This is a genomic window from Thermostichus sp. MS-CIW-25 (assembly GCF_054060015.1).
Genome location: NZ_JBSSCS010000023.1, coordinates 14,323 through 32,668, shown reverse-complemented (window position 1 = coordinate 32,668; position 18,346 = coordinate 14,323). Strand labels below are relative to the sequence as shown.

The 18,346-nt window shown below is 58.4% G+C and carries 12 protein-coding genes; 6 read left to right on the top strand and 6 right to left on the bottom strand.

The features are described from left to right. Positions 1-259: 259 nt before the first annotated feature. Positions 260-1,444, top strand: a complete 1,185-nt coding sequence (locus tag ACVWZ1_RS09385) for a SpoIID/LytB domain-containing protein (RefSeq protein ID WP_457503226.1) — start codon at positions 260-262, stop codon at positions 1,442-1,444. A 446-nt stretch (positions 1,445-1,890) separates the two neighbouring features. Further along, the gene (gene glgP / locus ACVWZ1_RS09380) at positions 1,891-4,092 is read left to right on the top strand and encodes an alpha-glucan family phosphorylase (protein ID WP_041436239.1); all 2,202 of its coding nucleotides are present in this window, start codon (positions 1,891-1,893) and stop codon (positions 4,090-4,092) included. Between the two features lie 103 nt (positions 4,093-4,195). Here glgP and ftsH read toward each other — a convergent pair whose 3' ends face one another. Then, positions 4,196-6,112, bottom strand: coding sequence for an ATP-dependent zinc metalloprotease FtsH (gene ftsH, locus ACVWZ1_RS09375; RefSeq protein ID WP_457503224.1), 1,917 nt, complete (start codon positions 6,110-6,112; stop codon positions 4,196-4,198). Positions 6,113-6,372: 260 nt separating this feature from the next. On the opposite strand from ftsH, the gene ACVWZ1_RS09370 reads away from it, so the two are divergent. Next, positions 6,373-6,846: a globin family protein gene (locus ACVWZ1_RS09370; RefSeq protein ID WP_011432275.1), complete on the top strand. Its 474-nt coding sequence runs from the start codon at positions 6,373-6,375 to the stop codon at positions 6,844-6,846. On the opposite strand, the gene ACVWZ1_RS09365 is transcribed toward ACVWZ1_RS09370, so the two are convergent. After that, positions 6,843-7,103, bottom strand: coding sequence for a ferredoxin-thioredoxin reductase variable chain (locus ACVWZ1_RS09365; protein ID WP_457503223.1), 261 nt, complete (start codon positions 7,101-7,103; stop codon positions 6,843-6,845). The two genes, ACVWZ1_RS09370 and ACVWZ1_RS09365, sit on opposite strands and share 4 nt — an antisense overlap. A 658-nt stretch (positions 7,104-7,761) precedes the next feature. Between ACVWZ1_RS09365 and ACVWZ1_RS09360 the strand changes: the two genes are divergently transcribed. Further along, positions 7,762-10,932, top strand: coding sequence for a PAS domain S-box protein (locus ACVWZ1_RS09360; RefSeq protein WP_457503222.1), 3,171 nt, complete (start codon positions 7,762-7,764; stop codon positions 10,930-10,932). Positions 10,933-11,074: 142 nt separating this feature from the next. On the opposite strand, the gene ACVWZ1_RS09355 is transcribed toward ACVWZ1_RS09360, so the two are convergent. The 3 genes from ACVWZ1_RS09355 to ACVWZ1_RS09345 all read right to left on the bottom strand — a co-directional run bounded on the left by ACVWZ1_RS09355 (position 11,075) and on the right by ACVWZ1_RS09345 (position 14,319). Continuing rightward, positions 11,075-12,484: a cytochrome c biogenesis protein gene (locus ACVWZ1_RS09355; protein ID WP_457503221.1), complete on the bottom strand. Its 1,410-nt coding sequence runs from the start codon at positions 12,482-12,484 to the stop codon at positions 11,075-11,077. 111 nt (positions 12,485-12,595) lie between these two features. Next, positions 12,596-13,345: a cytochrome c biogenesis protein CcdA gene (locus ACVWZ1_RS09350; RefSeq protein ID WP_457503220.1), complete on the bottom strand. Its 750-nt coding sequence runs from the start codon at positions 13,343-13,345 to the stop codon at positions 12,596-12,598. Positions 13,346-13,428: 83 nt separating this feature from the next. Then, the gene (locus ACVWZ1_RS09345; RefSeq protein ID WP_457503218.1) at positions 13,429-14,319 is read right to left on the bottom strand and encodes a prephenate/arogenate dehydrogenase; all 891 of its coding nucleotides are present in this window, start codon (positions 14,317-14,319) and stop codon (positions 13,429-13,431) included. Positions 14,320-14,829: 510 nt separating this feature from the next. On the opposite strand from ACVWZ1_RS09345, the gene ACVWZ1_RS09340 reads away from it, so the two are divergent. Continuing rightward, positions 14,830-15,228 carry a hypothetical protein gene (locus ACVWZ1_RS09340; RefSeq protein WP_414357461.1) on the top strand — a complete coding sequence of 133 codons (399 nt, stop codon included), beginning with the start codon at positions 14,830-14,832 and terminating at the stop codon, positions 15,226-15,228. On the opposite strand, the gene ACVWZ1_RS09335 is transcribed toward ACVWZ1_RS09340, so the two are convergent. Continuing rightward, on the bottom strand, positions 15,225-17,084 hold the full coding sequence (locus ACVWZ1_RS09335; RefSeq protein WP_457466914.1) for an ABC1 kinase family protein: 1,860 nt from the start codon (positions 17,082-17,084) through the stop codon (positions 15,225-15,227). The two genes, ACVWZ1_RS09340 and ACVWZ1_RS09335, sit on opposite strands and share 4 nt — an antisense overlap. Before the next feature lie 294 nt (positions 17,085-17,378). Between ACVWZ1_RS09335 and ACVWZ1_RS09330 the strand changes: the two genes are divergently transcribed. Further along, complete coding sequence (locus tag ACVWZ1_RS09330; RefSeq protein WP_457503217.1) at positions 17,379-18,257, top strand: CPBP family intramembrane glutamic endopeptidase; 879 nt, start codon at positions 17,379-17,381, stop codon at positions 18,255-18,257. Positions 18,258-18,346 lie beyond the last annotated feature (89 nt).

The following is an 18,346-nucleotide window of genomic DNA, read 5'->3' as shown; positions in this document are numbered from 1 at the left end:
GCGGAAAATTCTGGGTTGAAGTCGTGCATCTGCAGGATGTTTTTGATACTGTCATAACGGGTTCGGCTGGCCCTTGCCCGGGATCCCGCACCAGCCTCAAAAAAGGCTTTCCGAGTGCGGGATCTCTTGAGCCCAACGGTGGCCGCTTGGGTTGTTGAGGGTGCGTCGGCCCTATGCCTGGATTCTCAAAACCCGACTTGTCTGGGATCCCTCGCTGGCTATGCCCAGCGGCGGGTAGTCTTTCACAGAGGATTGGTGTGTGACTATTGCCCTCTCCTTTTCTCCTCTCCCATCAGCTTGGCTTAGGAGTATTGCCCTCCTGGTTTGGGCTTGGCTGTGCTTAACTTTTCCGGTGCAAGCACGGGTGCTGCTGCGGGTGGCTGTTGCCGTCAACAAGCCCCAGGTCACCGTCGGCAGCTCTACTGGAGCCCGCCTGTTGAATGCCCAGGGACAACCCCTGGCAGAGGTGCAGGCCATGCAACCGCTGCAGGCCAGCCGTTCGGGTTCAGCAGTCAGTTTGGCCGGCCAACAGGGAGAACGTCTTTACCTGCAGCCCACTGTCCCCGATGGGTTGGTGTTTATTGACCAGAATTGGTACCGCGGCTGGGTGGAGCTGATCCCTGGCGAGCGCGGGGTGATTGCCATCAACCAAGTTGGCTTGGAGGACTACGTTTCCAGCGTGGTGGGCAGCGAGATGGGACACCGTTTTCCCATGGAGGCTCTTAAAGCCCAAGCCGTGGCCTCCCGCACCTATGCCCTCTACCACCGCAGTCGCCGTTCCCAGCAGCCTTTTGACTTAGGAAACGGGATTGATTGGCAGGTTTACAAGGGAGTGGCTGCCGAATCCAGCCGTACCCAAGCGGCTGCCCGTGAGACCGCCGGGCAGGTTCTCATCTACCAGGGGCAGTTGATCAATGCGGTTTTCCACTCCTCTGCGGGGGGACATACGGATGATGCAGGCAACGTCTGGTTAGAATCGCGGCCCTACTTGCAGGGGGTGCCGGATTTCGATCACCACTCACCCGTGTTTAGCTGGACGGCCACCGTTCCTGCCCAGCAGATTCAGCAGTTGGCTGCCGGGATCGGGGCTATTCGTTCTGTGGAGGTACTGCGCAGCTCCCCGTGGGGACGGGCGATCACGGTGCGCCTGACGGGATCCCAAGGAATCAAAGATCTCAGTGCTGGCGATTTTCGTCGGGCTCTAGGGTTGCGCAGCACAAAGATTGCCATTAGTCCACGCGGAGAGGCCGCCACTACAGCCAGCTTGGCTCCTGTGGCAGGGACATTCCCAGCTTTCTTTGAGATTCATGGGCGGGGCTACGGGCACGGGGTGGGCATGAGCCAGTGGGGAGCTGCCGCCCTGGCCAGCCAAAACTACTCTTACCAACAGATCCTCAGCCACTACTACCGCAACACCAGCTTGGCAGTGGTGGAAGGACGCTAAGGCTCAACTTCAGGGAGAAGCCAACAAAATAACCGATTGGTAGCAAAAGTAGCTGCAGTTTTTAAGAGCTTATGAGAAGCAGCATTTTAATTGAACCGGAGGGGTTCCCCAAGGGTTCGTTGGGGTTCTGTAGATTTTGTTAACTTTGAGTTAACTCTAACGTTGCACCATCTCTGAAGATAGACGGGCAGCTTCTGCCGGAATCGAAAGCTGGGCTGCCTGTGAGCGCTGCTTTTGAAGGCTCCGCGCTGCTATGACAAGATCGAGAGAAGCCTGGGCAAATTTGGGTTACATCCCTGAAGATTTTGTGAAGATTTTGTAGAGATCTTGAATTCCCCTCTCGGGATCCTCAGGATCGGCTCAATAATAATTGAGATACGTTTACCAGCATCGACCTCTACCTCTTCTTTTTCGAGCCCATAACTTTAACCCCAGGTATCTGTCCTATGTCCATTGCCACCTTAGCTCCTGCTTTTCCCGAACGTTGTCCGGTGCTGCCGGAAGCGCTCACGCCCCTGTGCGAGATCGCCCGTAACTATTGGTGGACTTGGAACCCGGATCACCTCACCATTTTCCGGGAAATGGATCCCGCCCTGTGGGAAAAAACCTCCCACAACCCGGTGCGCATGCTGGAGGAGGTTTCCTACTTGCGGTTGGCAGCCTTGGCCACCGATGTGAACTACCTCAACACGTTGAACCGGATGGTGCAGTCCTATCGGCAGTACATGACGGCTGAGGATACCTGGGCCAAGCGCACCATGAAAACCTACGACTGGCAGCGTCCCATCGCCTATTTCTGTGCCGAATACGGCTTGCACGAGTCTTTGCCCACCTACTCTGGCGGGCTGGGTATGTTGGCTGCCGATCACCTCAAGTCGGCCTCGGATTTGGGAGTGCCCCTGGTGGCCATCGGGTTGCTCTACCGTCAGGGCTATTTCCAGCAGCGCCTGGACAACAATGGCTGGCAGGGGGAGCTTTACGAAGACTCTGAGTTTGAGTCTCTGCCGTTGACTCTGGTGCGCCAGCCGGATGGCAGCCCTCTGTTGGTGGAAGTGGCGATGCGGCAGCGGTTGGTGAAGGCGCGGGCCTGGCGGGCGGACGTGGGCCGGGTACCTCTTTTTCTGCTGGACACCGACCTGCCGGAGAACGACCCCATCGATCGCTGGATTACCGCCCACCTCTACGGGGGCAGCACCGATACTCGCATTGCCCAAGAGTGCATCCTGGGTATCGGTGGGGTGCGCCTGCTGCGCCAGTTGGGTTTGGATCCCATGGTTTATCACATGAATGAAGGGCACGCTGCTTTCCTAACGCTGGAGTTGCTGCGGGAGGAAGTGGCGCGGGGCACCCCCTTCGAGACGGCGGAGGCCAAGGTGCGGGAAAAATGTGTGTTTACTACCCATACACCGGTGCCGGCTGGCCACGATGCCTTTAGCCCCAATGAGATGGATGCGTTCTTTGCCTCCTTCTGGCCTCAACTGGGCCTGACGCGGGAACAATTTTTGGCCTTGGGAGCTCGGCGCACTGGGGATCCCTGGGAGCGCTTTAACATGACGGTGCTGGCTTTGCGGTACGCGCGGGCAGCCAATGGCGTAAGCAAGCTCCACGGACGGGTTTCTCGCGAAATGTGGCATGTGCTCTACCCTGAGCGATCGGTGGATGAGGTGCCCATCAGCTCCATTACCAATGGGGTTCACGCCCGTACCTGGGTTTCCCCCCTCTTCTGGAATCTCTACGACCAGTACTTGGGCCCCGATTGGCCGGAGCGGGTGTCAGACCCGGAACTGTGGGCCAAGGTGGAAGAGATCCCAGATGAAGAACTGTGGCGGCGCAAAGAGGCTCTGCGGGAGCGGCTGGTGTCTTTCACCCGTCACCGAGTGTTGCGGGCCCGGCGCAATCGCGGCGAAAGCAACGAACGCATCCAAGCGGTCAACCAGTTGTTGGATCCCAAGGTCTTGACGATTGGGTTTGCCCGCCGCTTCAGCACCTACAAGCGAGGAGATTTGATCCTGCGAAATCTGGAGCGAATTACCCGCATCTTCACCAACAAAGAGTACCCTGTGCAAATTATCTTCGCCGGCAAGGCCCATCCCCGGGATGAAGGGGGCAAGCGCCTGATCCAGCGGGTGGTGGAATGGTCCAACCGGCCTGAGGTGGCCAACCGGGTCGCCTTCATCGAAAACTACGATGCCTATGTCGGTCGCAATTTGGTGCAGGGGGTCGATGTGTGGCTGAACAACCCGCGACGCCCTCTGGAAGCCTCTGGCACCTCAGGGCAAAAGGTGGGCTTCAGTGGGGGATTGAACTTGTCGGTACTGGATGGCTGGTGGCCGGAGGGTTACAACGGTCGCAATGGCTGGGCTATTGGCCAAGAAATCGAAGGTCTGGATCCCGCTGCCCAAGACGACTTGGACGCCAACTCCCTCTACGACTTGTTGGAGTATGAAGTAATCCCCATGTTCTACGACCGGGATGAGAAAGGGATCCCACGTCGTTGGATTGCCCGCATGAAGGAGGCGATCCGCACCCTCAACCCCGTTTTCAACACCGACCGCATGGTAGCGGAGTACGTGCTGAAAATCTACGAGCCTCAGCCCCTGGAAGCAGAGGCGAGCCGGACTTTGTTGGGTTCGGCTGTTGCCGGCTAGGGTGGACTCCCCCTCTCCCAGCGCAAATCATACAAAACATTGGGATCCCTCTCTCCTCAAGAGGAAAAGCAGGGATCCCAAGTTTGAGCTTGGGGACAAGAGACTAGGCGCCAGCGTTGACGGCCATAGGAAGCGTCAGCGGTTCTGGCTCCTCTTCGGGGGGCAACATCACCACCTCAGAGTTGTCGATGATGGCCTGCAGCTCTTCCCCATCGATGGTTTCGGCCTCCACCAAACGACGGGCGATCCGATCCAAGAGGGCACGGTTTTCCCGAATCAAGTAGGTGGCCCGTTGGTAGGCCTCGTTCACCAGCCGCCGCACCTCTTCGTCGATGAGGGCTGCTGTTTCCTCCGAGAAATCCCGTTCTGCGGCGATCTCCCGGCCCAGGAAAATGTTGGCGTATTGGCGGCCCAGGGCCACATTGCCCAGTCGGTCGCTCATGCCAAAGCGGGTCACCATGTTGCGGGCGATGCGGGCCACCTGCTGCAGGTCACTGGCTGCCCCCGTGGTGATCTCCGACTCTCCGTAGACCACTTCTTCGGCCACACGCCCACCCAAGGCAACGGTCATCATGTTCTTCAGATGGGCACGGGTGGTGAGCCCCATGTCGTCATCGCTGGGCATGAACCAAGTGAGACCACCCGCCTGGCCACGGGGGATGATCGTCACTTTTTGAATGGGATCGTAGTTGGGCAAGAGGGATCCCACCAGGGCATGGCCCGCCTCGTGGTAGGCCACCAATTCCTTGCGCCGCTCGCTCATCAGCCGATCCTTCTTCTCTGGGCCGGCCAACACCCGATCCACCGCGTCGTTGATCTCGTCCATGGAGATCTCGGTGAGGTTGCGGCGGGCAGCCAGAATAGCCGCTTCGTTCAGGAGGTTGGCCAAGTCGGCGCCGGTAAACCCAGGGGTACGGCGGGCCAATTTCTCCAGATCCACATCGGCAGACAGGGTTTTGCCGCGGGCATGCACCTTGAGGATTTCTAGCCGGCCCTGAAAATCGGGGCGATCCACCGTAACTTGGCGGTCGAAGCGACCGGGCCGCAGCAGCGCCGCATCCAGCACATCCGGGCGGTTGGTGGCCGCAATGACGATGATGCCGGAGTTGCCCTCAAAACCGTCCATCTCGGTGAGCAACTGGTTCAGGGTCTGCTCCCGTTCGTCGTTGCCACCCCCCAAGCCAGCTCCCCGCTGGCGACCGACCGCATCAATTTCGTCGATGAAGACGATACAGGGAGCATTTTGCTTGGCTTGCTCGAACAGGTCCCGTACCCGCGAGGCCCCCACCCCAACAAACATCTCCACAAACTCGGAGCCGGAAATGGAGAAAAAGGGCACACCCGCCTCTCCGGCTACGGCGCGGGCCAACAGGGTCTTACCGGTGCCGGGCGGGCCCACCAGCAGCACCCCGCGGGGAATCTTGGCTCCCAAAGCGGTGAAGCGCTCTGAGTTTTTCAGGAAATCCACCACCTCTGCCAGCTCCAGCTTGGCCTGATCGATGCCGGCCACATCGTTGAAGGTAATTTGGGTTTTCGGCTCCATCTGCACCCGTGCCCTGGATTTGCCGAAGTTGAGAGCTTGGCTGCCTGGGCCATTTTGAGCCCGCCGCAGCAGGAAAAAGAGCCCCAGCAAGAGCAAAACCGGCAGGAAGAAGGTGCTGAGAATGCGCCCGAGTAGCCCCTCCTCTTGAACAGGGCGTACCGCCAGCTCCACCCCGTTGGCAACCAGGGTGTTCTCAAACTCAGGGGTAAGGGGGGGCAGATTCACCTGCACTGGGGTGGCGCGGTTGTTGATTTCTGCCTCGGCAATAGCAACTTGGCGACCATCCGGGGCCGTCTCCACCAAAACTTTGCTGACCTCGCCCCGTTCAACACGGCTGATCAGGTCGGAGTAGCTGATCTCCAAACGCTCAGCCGGGCGGGTACCCAAGAAGGTGGTGGCTAAAGAGATCAAGACGATGGCCAGTAGCGCATATAACCCCGCGCTTCTCCATTTCTTGTTTTTACCTTTCTGACTCACGGAAGTGTTTCCTCCCAAAGGGTGTTTTTGAATCGAACTCGCAGATGGCGACTTGTGGGTAACAATCTGGGGTCGAGTGGGTTCTTGCAGCAACAGACTGTTAATTAATATTAACCTGACTGAGAGGGTTGCCGGGGATCCCTGCAATTCCCCTCTTCTGGCCGGGAGTTTGGGGATAGGATTGAGGGACCAAGGCTGGACCGTCAGTCAGAACAGGTGGTGTTTTTTCCATTCTCATTCCAGCTTGCCCAGGGATCCCTATGCTGACTCAACTGCGCGAACTGAGCATCGCTGCCGACGGGCGCTATCTCAGGGATGAAGAGCTGCAGTTCATGGAGACCTATCTAGCCTCCTTTGACCTACGCCTGAGCGCCTATCGCAAGATTCAGGCGGCGGAGGCCCAGATCATCCGGGATGTGGAGATGAAAATGCGCGCGCTGGATCCCTACTTGCTCATGCGAGGGGTGGAAGACTTCAGCAACAAGTGGAAGGCTGACACCGTGCGGGTTTTGCGCCTCTCGGCTTTGGCCATGCTCCTGGACGATGAGCAACGCTACAAAGATCGATTTCTCTACTGGTTCCAGACCTTAATGCGGGCCTTCCGCACCCAACGCAGTTGCGAGGCCACCTATCGCTTCCTACAAGAAGTGATAGCCAATTACCTCACCCCCGAAGAAACCAAGTTGATCAGGCCGATTCTGGAAACCAACCGCACGCTGTTGGGCCTCAACTAGGCAGCCGTCCCGGCGGGCTCTTCAGAGTTGGCCGGCTCAACCACCTCTAGCTCATCAGCTTGGAGATGCGCACGGAACTTGTTGTCAAACTGCACCTGAAAGGGAAAGTTGGCGCTGATCGGGCGGCCATTCCAATCCCGAATCACGGCCTTCAGCTCCCCTTCCATGCCTTTGAGGTCGAAAGGTCGATTGCGATGTTCCGGGTGGTGATAGACGATCACGCTGGTACGCACCCGCACCCGATCTCCAACTTTCATGTCTTACCCTCCTAACAAGGTGGCCCACCACAGGAACCGACTGGAAACACTCTAGCTCAATCTCTAAGCAAGTCTTCAAGATATGAAGAAGTATGTGGAAACTGACACAGGAGTTTTTATTTTCTTGGGGATCCCTCTGGCGCTGGACGGAGCGAGAATCTTTCCGCAAACTCCAGCCATGAGCCTAGTTCAGGGAAGCCCCACCTCAAGCAAAGGAATCCCGCCTTGTACCACAGCCAGCCTAGAAGTGCAGTCATAGCCTGGGCCGCTTCCCAAGCTCGGAGGGTTGGAAGGGATCGCCTCAGCGGCACGGGCCGATCTCAGGCAATCTGGCAGCCGCTCAAAATCTGTCAAATCTGTCTTCAATTAAACCAACCAAAGCTTAAGTCGATGACGCGAAGATACTTGAAAAACACAGCGACAGGATGGTGATTACCCTTCATTTTTAGATGAAGGGAAAAACCTCGATAAACTGTAAGAGTCGCAACTTAGATCGAGAATTTCCGTTAACAGCAAGCTAAAAGCTTAACCTGACCCCGAAGTTTCGGTATAGCTAAATTAAATAGCAAATAGATATAAAGATTTGTGTCAAAACCCAAAACTTCTTTACTCGACGTGGTACTCTGCTTAAAAGGTTCGGTTATCGTCTGCCATCGACATGGTGCGAGATTTGCGCTCTCCATCGGGATCCCTGGAACAGTTGTTTGGCCAGATGCCGCCTCTGGTCAGGCTCGACAGCTCCGTTGTCGAGGTTCTCTCCCGGCTGGCGCAAGAGAATCGCTCCTGGCCCTACGCCTTGGTGACGGACGCAGGCCGCGTGGTGGGCATTTTGACGCCTGTGGATGTGTTGCGGTGGATGGCCAGCGACCGATCTTGGCAGGGATCCACCGTCGCCGAGGCGATGACTACCCCTGTGGTGACCTTGGCCGCCGGCGACTACCGGGATCCGCTGGCCTTGCTGGAGCTGATGCGAACCCACGGGATACACCACTTGCCGGTGGTGGACGAAGCGGGATCCCTGCTAGGGGTGGTGAACCAAGACGGGCTGTGTTGGCAGCTCACGCTGGGGTCGTTGTTCTCGTTGTCTCTGGAGACCCAGCCGTCAGAAGCCACTTCGGATCCGGCGCTTTTGAGCCGAGGGCAGTTGCCAACCCCCAGACAGGACGTTCTGCCCCTGGATCTACAAGCCACCCTGAATTTGCGCGTTGCCATCGAGCGCTCTATCCCTCTGGGCATTGCCGCCGTCGATCCGCAAGGCAAGCAGATCTACGTCAACGAGACCTTTGCCGCGATGGTGGGCTGGGCCAAGGAAGAGCTAATCGGGAAAGATCCCCCTTTTGTCTATTGGCCCCCGGAAGAGCTGGAGAAAATCGCCGCCGCCCTTGCCCAGGGGCTGCCTCAGGATCGGCCTCCCCAGGGATGGGAGTTGACCTTCATGCGCCGCAACGGCGAGCGGTTTCCGGTGCGGATTTTGGATGCCCCCTGGCAAGATGCCCACGGGAATGTCATCGGCATGATCGCCAGCGTACAGGATTTAACCCAGGAAAAAGAGTTGCAGAATCAACAGCAAAAACTTCAGCACTCTCTGCAATATCAGCAAGATCTGTTTCAAAGCCTCTTCGAGCAAGCCCCGGTGGGTATAGCGGTCACGGATGCGGCGGGGCACTTGCTGAAGGTGAACCAGAGCTTTTGCCAGCTCACCGGCTACACCGAGGCTGAGCTTTTGGGCATGAATTATGCCGATCTCACCCATCCTGAGGATCTGCGGCAAGAGGCAATCTATGTCGAAGAAGCGCGAGCGGGCCGCCGCCGAGCCTACCGGATGGAAAAACGCTACATCCGCAAAAGTGGTGAGATCCTCTGGGTTGACCTCTCGTCTTTTGTGGCGGAGACCCCTGAGAAACAGATTTATGGCATCGCCTCAATTGTCGATATCACTGAGCGCAAGCAAGCCCAGGAGCAGGTTCAATTGCAACTGCATCAAGCTCGGCTGCTCAACCGTATCGCCCAAGGGATCCGGCAATCTTTGGAGGTGGATTCCATCCTCAGTTTTACCGTAGAAGAAGTTCGCCGCTTGTTGGATGTGGAGCGGGTGGTGATCTACCGCTTTTTCCCCAATTGGGTGGGCGAGATCGTCATGCAATCGGTCAGCCGGCCAGAGTTGAGCCTGCTGGGCCGCGTTATCGAAGATCATTGCTTTGTAAGCCAGTGGCACCAAGCCTATCAGCAGGGCCGCATTTCCGCCATCGAAGATATCGACACTGCCCCCATCCAGCCCTGCCACCGGGAGCTGCTGGCCAGTCTGGGGGTGCGGGCCAACTTGGTAGTGCCTATCCTGCAGGCATCCGCCCCCGGAGGGACGAGCCCGAAAGAGGGTGAGCTGGCCCGCCTCTGGGGGCTGTTGATCGCCCACCACTGCACCGCCCCTAAAAAATGGGATCCCTGGATGCCTGACTTCTTGCGACAAATTGCCGACCAACTGGGCCTGGCGCTGCAACAGGCGGAGCTGTTTCAGCAGCTTCAAGCTGCCAACGCCGAGCTACGTTACCAGGTGGAGGTGCGCAATGCCGAGCTGGCCCAGCGGGTGAGATACGAGCAACTGTTGCGGTTAATCGGCGATAAGGTGCGCTCCAGCCTGGACGAACAGGAGATCTTGGCCACGGTGGTGCGGGAGCTCACTCAGGCCTTCCAACTGGGCGCTTGCGGCGTGGCCCTCATCAATCCGGAAACCCAGACCTACACGCTGGCCCACGAGGCGGCGGGATCCCTGCCCCCCTCAGGCCAAGTCGCTCTGCCTTTGGATCCCCTGCTCTTGGGCCAACTCCGCCAGGGCCAGACTCTCCACTTCAGCACGGATCACCCGCTGCGGGGTCGCTGCACCCTCCTTGCCTGCCCTCTACTTGTGGGACAGCAAGAAGGGCAGTTTTCCTCAAACACGGGCTCGCTGCTGGGCTTTCTCAAGCTAATTCGCCTGCCCTGGGAAGGGTTTACCGAGGCGGAGATCCACTTTGCCGAGCAGGTGGCCACTCAGTGCAGCATTGCCATTCGCCAGGCCCGCCTTTACCAAGCAACCCAGGCCCAGCTCCGGCAACTGCAGCAGCTTAACGAGCTCAAAGAAGAGTTTCTCAGCATGGTCTCCCACGAGCTGCGCACCCCCCTGACCAGCACGAAAATGGCTCTGAAAATGCTGGAGGTGCACGGCCTTTCTGAGGCACAGATCCCTTATTTCAACATCCTCAAGCAGGAGTGGCAAAAAGAGCTGGACTTGGTCAACGACCTGCTGGATCTGCAGCGGCTGGAGGCCGGCAGCCGCGCTTTGGAGATTGTCCGCTTTGAGGTGCAAGGGTGGCTAGAGAAGCTGTTGCAGACCTTTATCCTTCGCTTTCAAGAGCGCCAGCTCGCCTTTGTCCCCCACATCCCCTCTGAACCCGTCTTTTTCAGCAGCGATGTGGGGCTGCTCACGCGCATCCTAAGCGAATTGCTGACCAACGCCGCCAAATACACCCCCACCGGCCAGCAGGTTTATCTGGAAGTAGCAGTCGTTCGCGCCAGCAGTGCGGAGCACTTGGCTTCTCAGCTCCACTTGCGCGTTCTCAACACCGGCGTGGAGATTCCGCCGGAGCACCTGCCGCAGATTTTCGAGAAGTTCTATCGGGTTCCGCAACTGGATTGGGCCCACCAGGGAGGCACCGGCTTGGGCTTGCCGCTGGCGAAAAAAGCGGTGAAACTGCTGCGAGGCAATCTGCGGGTGGAAAGCCGCGAGAACCGCACTCTGTTTGAGGTCAGCCTGCCCGACCTCTCGACAGATGCCAGTTTCGGCAATTGCTGAAAACGGGTGCCAACTGGCAGGTAACCTCGCGAGGATGAGCGTTTTCAACCTCACAACCAGATCTTGTAGACGAGCGGGATCCCTATTGCGCAGAAGATAGGGCTATATCGACCGGGGCTGGTTTTACCGAAAAAAGCTGCGCCTAGCCAATCTCAGCTTCTGCCGGAATCTGGGAAAGAGAGAAGGTGATCTCTTGTTGCTCCACCAGGCGGGCGAATTCTCGCTCGAAGGTGACCAAGGCGCGGTTGGTTTTACCCCCCAAGTAGAGCCCCGTCTCCGTTTGCAAAGCCCAGATTTGGCTGTAGCTGAAGTAGCTCATCACCACCCCCACCATCAACAGGCCAAATCCGAGATACACCGCAGGGATCCCTGGATCCGATTTAATTTGCAGTCCGGTAGCGCCGATCACCTCATCCAGATGCAGAGTGAGCGGGTTGGGGAAGCGTTGGGGAGCGATTTCGTCGAGGGCCAAGCTCATGCCTTGGCGCAGGGATCCCATCCATTGCCCTTCAGTGTCGTAGAGCAGGGCTGTCCCCTGCAAATCCGGCAGCAGCAGCGTGAGTCCCTGGCTCATGTCCGGCTGGGTGGGCACAAAAGCGCCCCAGAGTTTGTTGCCTGCCTCGGTACGCACCGGCACCACCGGGATTTGAAAAGTGGGGCTGTTGTTGATGCGGATGCGGATGCTGTCGATGCTCCAATCGGCTTGGTAAAGGGTCACACCCCGGTAGGAGAGAGGATGGTTGACGGAAATGGTCTGACGTTTGACCTCCTGACCCTGATCCAAGATCGAGAGGTCGGAATAAAACTGCTTGACACGGCCATCGGGAGCGTAGTCAATCCAGAAGCGATTGGCCCGAATTTGCCAGGTAGGCAAGTGAGCACGAGCCAGATCTCCCGCTCCGGTCAAGTGTTGAATGGAAGCCACGCTGCCGCTGGGAATGAGTTCTTGGGCCTTGAAGCCGCTAATGCTGCCCCAAATCGCCCCCAGCAAGATCAGCAGCATGCTGACATGCACCAAGATGGGGCCGATCCTGCCGATTAACCCTTTGCGGGCGTAGAGGTAATGGCCCTCCTGAAACACCAGATAGCCCTGTCGGCGCAACCGCTCCGGCAGACCTTGTAAAGATTGCTGAGGCAGATACGTCCGAAACGGCAGGCGCTGAAAAGACTGCGGGCGGGTGAGATAGCTCCAACGGCGAGCCACCTTCAACATCGGCCATTGGCGCGTCAGGGAACAGGCGGCAAGGCTGCTGCCGAACAGGATCAAAATGGCCAGAAACCAAGGGGTGCGGTAGACGTGATCCAATCCCAAGTTCAGGATCACCCGCCACGTGAGAAAGCCAAACAGGGCCGGATGCTCCGGATAGTGGGCTTGATAAAAAGCCGCTGTTTCCTCTTGCTCAATTACCGTGCCGGTGGCGCTCAAGACCGCAATTGCCAACAAAAGGCCAATGGCCAGGCGCAGATCCGCCAGCAGCGGCAGCAGCTCATGACGAAAGTACCGCCGCAGCGAGGAAACCCAGCGGGCAAGCGGGAGAGAGTATATGACCATGAGAAGTTTGTCGGCTCAAGATTCAGATCGCCGTTTTTGCCAGGCAAGGCGCAGTTTTCAACAGGGTGCTGTAGGTGTAGCCCCATCTTAGCCTGCAGCAGCAGGGATCCCTTAGGCCCAAGCCGACAAGATTGTTACGCTGCCGAACCCCACCAACACCACCCCACTGGCATAAGTGAGCCAGCCCGACCAGCGCCGCAGGGCCAACAGTTGCTTCACCAACCCGGTAAACACCCCCGCCAGGAGCAGAGGAAAGGCCAATCCCAGCCCGTAAGCCAGCAGCAGCCCGCCTCCTACCCAGGGTTGCCCTGTGGTGGAAACCCAGGCCAGCAAAGCCACCAAAACCGGCGTACTGCAGGGAGAGGCCACCAGGCCAAAAGTTAACCCCAGCAACACTGCCCGACCCAGCCTGGGCCATTCTCCGGGAATCTCGAGGCGGTTAAACCAATCGGGAAAACGCAGGGGGATCACCTCTAACAAGTTCAGCCCCATCAAGATGGCAATTCCCCCCGCCACAACAGGCCCGAAGGATCCGGTTTGTCCGTAAACGCGACCCAGCAAAGCTGCCGACAAACCCAGCAGGGTCAGGGTAAAAGCCACCCCAGCCGCAAAACCCAAAGATTGAGCCCAAACTTGCCGCCGCCCTTCCCCAGCCGTTTCCTCAGAAGCGGGGGTGTAGCCGCCGATGTAGCCGATGGTCACCGGCAGCATAGACAACGTGCAGGGGGAAAGACTGGTGAGCAAGCCCGCCAGACCCACCACCAACAGACTAACGGGAGAAAGGTGCTGCAGTTGAAACTGCACCAGCTCAGTTGCCCATTGTTCTAGGTGGTAAAGCCAGAGCTGAGCCGCATTCAACATAAGCTCAATCTGTCAACATAAGCCCAAGGTAGCATGAACTCCCCCGCCCCCCTGGGATCCCCAGTCTTGGGGGAGTACGTCTACTATCCATTCCCACCGCCCAGGTTGTGGAGAATTTCGCGAGGATGGTTGACGGGGAACTGCTGCCATTCTTGTTGAGTTCGTTGCAGCACCCGGAGCAATTCGTCCCACTTTTCGCCAGCGATCAACTGCTCTATCTGTCGCAGCTGAGCTTGGTAGCTGCTCAGGGCAGTCAGCAGCGCCTGTCGGTTGTGGCGGGCCATTTCCAAACCCAATTGCGGGATCCCTCCGCCAACACGGCTGGTATCGCGGAATCCGCTGCTGGCCAAAGTGCGGGCCAATTCCAGAATCGCGGGATCCCCTTCTTGGCTAACCGCTGCGATCAAACTGGCGCTGACCATAACTGGCAAATGGCTGATCCAGGCCACCGCTCGGTCATGGCGTGCGGGATCCGTGAGGACAGCTTCTGCGCCAACAGCAGCAATCAGTTCTTTCACCGCATCGAGAGCCTGAGGTTGGGTCTCGGCGATGGGAGTGAGCACGTAGGGCCGCCCCCGAAACAAGTCAGCTTCTGCCGCTTGGATCCCTTGCAGGCTTTTGCCGGCCATGGGGTGCCCCCCCACAAACCAGGGCCACAATTCGGTTGCCGGAGCAACGATGGGCTGCTTAACCGAGCCGACATCGCTCACCACGGTTTCTGCCGACAAATAAGGCAACAGGGCGGCTAGCGTGGCCAACACCTGCTCCAGAGGGGTACAGATCAGCACCATTTGCGGATCAAAGCGAGCCAACTGGGCCAACTCGGTTCCACAGCCTTGGACAGCACCCCGTTCCAGAGCCTGTTTGCAGGTGGCCGGGTTGCGGCTTATCCCCCAGACGGGATATCCCTTTTCGGTCAGTTTGAGGGCCAGGGATCCGCCAATCAACCCCAACCCGACAATGGCAATGCGCATAGTATCTCAGTAAGCCAGTGAAACTCCTTTTTGGACACCACCAACAACCGCTTCCAGGTGTAGTAGGAGGCTGCTCCCGTAGCTCAGCGATACTCGCCACCGGCGGGCAAGCCTAGTTCCTTCCGAAGCTCCCGCCGCAGCAGCTAAATTCTCGGCCAGGGACTGTCCACTTGTCCATTTTTAAGTCAATATAGGGGTAACATCCGGGCTTGCTTGCCCTGCGGATTCGTGGTAGCCAAACTGGCCTCCGACAGGAAAAACAAGGGCAGGCCTTGGATGTATTGGCAGGAGCTCGGCCCGCTGTGGACTGCTGTTGCGCCGAAGGGATCCCAGCCTTTCGTGCCGGCTCAGCGCAGTTCTTCTTCGCTTACTCAAGACCACGTGTCACTCTTCTCAGCGATTGCTCCAGAACTGTACCCATTGAGCCACTTTCACAGCGGGCTCGGCTTTTGGCCTGCGAGTTCCCGCTTTAACCCCCGTTGGGGAGCACTCTGTCGTTTAGGAGATTCTATGCCTAGTGAACCCAAAACCCGCAAGAGCCGTGAAAGCACTAACCCGCGCCCGCGCGACCGTCGTCGTGAATCGGCCAAAGGGAGCAAAGGGGCAGTTCCAGCCACCAACCTCTCCTTGCCGAAGTTAATTCAAGAGAATGCGGTGCTCCAATCTCGCAGCCAGTTGTTGTTGATGTACAGTGACTTCCAAACCGAAATGCCCAACGATGGCAAAACCGGTGTGGGCACCTGGCTACAGTCTCGACTCAAGGAGCACGGCATGCCCAGCCTGCTGCGTTTTGGCCCCCGCTCCCGCCCCCAGGTTTTCCGCCGCGATGAATTTTCCGAGTGGATTACGCTGGCTCTGGCCTCTGTTAACCCCAACAGCGATACTGCCCCCCAAGAGCACCTGAGCTAGGCCGGAAGGGGAAGTTGAGCGGTAGAAGCAGAGGTTGCTGGCCCAGGGATCCCGCCACGCCCGTTGAGGGAAGAGGGTGAACTGGGCTTTTCTGTATCCGGCAATAGCAGGTCGCGGATGAGGCGAGCTGCCGAGCGTTGCAACCAGCGGGAGGCCAATTGACGGCCCAGTTGTTGAGCTTCCGGTTTGGCAGCCACCTTGGCAACAATCGGCAGAAGCTGCAGCGGCTGAAAGCTCGGGTTGCTGCTGAGGAGTTCCCACAGACGCTGCAAATGAGCCAAGCCATCTGAGCCACCCTGGGATCCCGAGCTGGAAAAGAGCACATCCACTAGGCGCTCCCGCAGGAAAGCGCCCCGCTCAGAAAAGATAAAATCAACGGCCTTTTCCAGGGATCCCTGCAGGTCAAAATCCTCGCTGTTGACGGCGTTGCGCAGCAGGTTCTCCAGGCGGTTCCAGCGAAATTGCCCCTGGTTAAACAGCAGCTCCCGCAGAGATACGCGCAGCTCCGGGGCCGGGTCGGTGAGCAGGCGCTGAGCCACGTAGGGATAGGCCACGCTCAACACCTTAAAGTTGGGATCCAGGCCGATGGCGATCCCTTCCAGGGTGAGCAAAGAGCGGATGATCAAGGCGTAGTAGGCGGGAACTCGAAAGGGAAAGTCGTACATCACCCCCGAGAGCCGATCGGTGATGCTCTTGAAATTCAGTTCGGAGACCGATTTGCCCATCGCTTCGGCGAAGACAGCTTCCAGAGCAGGGATGATGGGAGTCAGGTCGGTATCTGGATCCAGGAACTCCAAGTCCACGTAGTCTTGGGCCAGCCCGGCAAAGTCTCGGTTTACCAAATGCACAATCGCCTTGATCAGGCCGTAGCGCTGATGGGGCGCGATGGTGCTCATCATGCCGAAATCGATATAGGCCAGCCGCCCGTCGTACATGGCCAAGAGGTTGCCCGGGTGGGGATCGGCGTGGAAAAAGCCATTTTCCAAAAGCTGCTTGAGGGAGCAATTGACACCGATCTCGATCAAGTGCCGTCCATCCAGCCCCGCAGCAGCGATTTTGTCAACCTGAGTCAGCTTGATGCCATCAATCCACTCCATCGTCAGCACCTTGGTGCGGGTGTACTCCCAGTAAATTCTGGGGGCATAGATGGAGGGGTGACGGTACAGCGCCAGGAACCGCTCGGCATTGCGGCCCTCCTGCGTGTAGTCCATTTCTTCGTAGAGGCGCCCGGCAAACTCATCGACGATGCCCACCAGGTCGCTGCGGATGCGGCGGAAAGTGCGTTTGGCCCAGGCGGCCAGGCTGCGGACAATATACATGTCGAGAGAGATGCGCCCAATCAAGTCGGGCCGCTGCACCTTGACGGCGACTTTCTCCCCGCTGTGCAAGTAGGCCTGGTACACTTGCCCCAAGCTGGCGGCGGCAATCGGCTCGGGGCTGATTTCTCGAAAGATTTTGTCTACGGGTTTGCCGATTTCCGACTCGATGAGGGCAAAAGCGATGGCATTGTCAAAGGGGGGCAGCTCATCCTGCAGTTTGGCCAGTTCCTCCAGAAACAGGGGCGAAACCAGATCGGGACGGGTGGAGAGGGCTTGGCCGATTTTGATGGCCGTCGGCCCCAATTCCGTGAGGATCTCCCGCAGCCGGGCCGCGTGTTTGGGGCGATTCTTCAGCTCTACTCCCCGCCAGCGATCCCAAAACACCCAGGCCAACAAGCCCAAAAAAGGGGTGATCAACTGAAACAGGCGCCGCACCACCAGATCCCAGCGCCCTCGATATTGCTTGGCCAACTGTTCTGGGTCATAACGCAGGCTCAACTCCGGTGCCACTCCCAGATTTGCTGGCGGGATGGTCATAACCGGAGAGTCCGCCGCTGCGGAACCCAAGTTATGCTGCCTCGCTGCTGTTGTCACTACCGGTGTTGACGGTGTTGCGCCCATAGATGCCCCAACGGATTCCGTAACACATCTTAACTTGCTGGCTCAGCCTGGCGACTCTTGGAGGCGGCCACCGGCCTGCTCGATTGGGCTTGAAAAGGCCGGCCAAACCTTCAGAAAAGGATCTTCATCCTCTCCCGGAGAAGGTGACAGCAGCCCACCTACGGGGATCCCCGCCAAACCTAGAATGGGAAAACCGCGATCTCTGCCTTTGTGTCTGGATCCCCCCCTCTGCCGCCTGCCGAGCCGAGTTCGACCGGATTTGCAGCCCTTAAGGCGCGCCACCTGCTGTTGGCCTTCTTGGTGATCAACCTGGGCGTGGGTTTGGGAGCCGTGGCTTTGGCCCAGATGTTGCATCTCCCACCGGATGATCCACTGCTGGCCTACCTGGTCTATTGCTCCACTTTTGTCCTCACCTGTATTTGGAGCTGGCGGCGGGGGCAGCAAGCCCATCTGCAGATGAGGCGGCTGTGGGGCAACTGGCGGGCTGCTATTCCCTGGGGATCCCTGCTGCGGGTGGTGCCGGCTTTGCTGGTGCTCTCCCTGGGCACAACTTTGTTGATGCTCTACCTGGTATCCCTGCCTGCGCCGGAGCTGGCGGAGTCGATGCTGCACTCACTGGGGGAAGAGGATGGAGAAATGGCCTGGCCGCAGGTGTATCAGGGGTTGCGCTGGCTCTCGATTGGGGTGGTGGCCCCCATAACGGAGGAGTGGCTGTTTCGCGGCATCTTGCTACACCGCTGGGGCCTCAAGTGGGGCCTCTCCAGAGGGCTACTGGCTTCTTCTGTGGTGTTCGGCCTGCTGCACCCCAACCCAGTCGGGTTGACGGTGTTCGGCTTGGTGATGGGCCTGTTCTACTTGCAGACTCGCTCCCTGACCTTGCCTGTCTTGGCTCATGCCTTGAACAATCTCTTGGCCTTAGCGCTGGGATCCCTGGCAGGAGGAAGCCCAGAACCAGCCGCTCCGATTGGGGTCTTTCACCTCTACTTTGGCCTGTGCTGTCTGGCGATGGCTGGGCTCATTTTGGTTCCCTTCGTCCGCTTCCATTGGCCGGAGCGTGGGGCTCACTTGCCCTATTTTCTAAACCGCTGAGTACTGACTTCACCGGGCTTCTGCTCCCACTTTCCCCGTTGTCTGATAGAAGAGCGCTGCCGTGGGATCCCCCCTGGGAAGTAGCGGGG

Excerpts from the sequence above, each read along its gene's own strand:
- ACVWZ1_RS09335 (WP_457466914.1), bottom strand. The coding sequence starts at position 17,084 with ATGACCATCCCGCCAGCAAATCTGGGAGTGGCACCGGAGTTGAGCCTG.
- ACVWZ1_RS09365 (WP_457503223.1), bottom strand. The coding sequence starts at position 7,103 with ATGAAAGTTGGAGATCGGGTGCGGGTGCGTACCAGCGTGATCGTCTAT.
- ACVWZ1_RS09355 (WP_457503221.1), bottom strand. The coding sequence starts at position 12,484 with ATGGTCATATACTCTCTCCCGCTTGCCCGCTGGGTTTCCTCGCTGCGG.
- glgP (WP_041436239.1), top strand. The coding sequence starts at position 1,891 with ATGTCCATTGCCACCTTAGCTCCTGCTTTTCCCGAACGTTGTCCGGTG.
- ACVWZ1_RS09370 (WP_011432275.1), top strand. The coding sequence starts at position 6,373 with ATGCTGACTCAACTGCGCGAACTGAGCATCGCTGCCGACGGGCGCTAT.
- ACVWZ1_RS09360 (WP_457503222.1), top strand. The coding sequence starts at position 7,762 with ATGGTGCGAGATTTGCGCTCTCCATCGGGATCCCTGGAACAGTTGTTT.
- ACVWZ1_RS09350 (WP_457503220.1), bottom strand. The coding sequence starts at position 13,345 with ATGTTGAATGCGGCTCAGCTCTGGCTTTACCACCTAGAACAATGGGCA.
- ACVWZ1_RS09340 (WP_414357461.1), top strand. The coding sequence starts at position 14,830 with ATGCCTAGTGAACCCAAAACCCGCAAGAGCCGTGAAAGCACTAACCCG.
- ACVWZ1_RS09345 (WP_457503218.1), bottom strand. The coding sequence starts at position 14,319 with ATGCGCATTGCCATTGTCGGGTTGGGGTTGATTGGCGGATCCCTGGCC.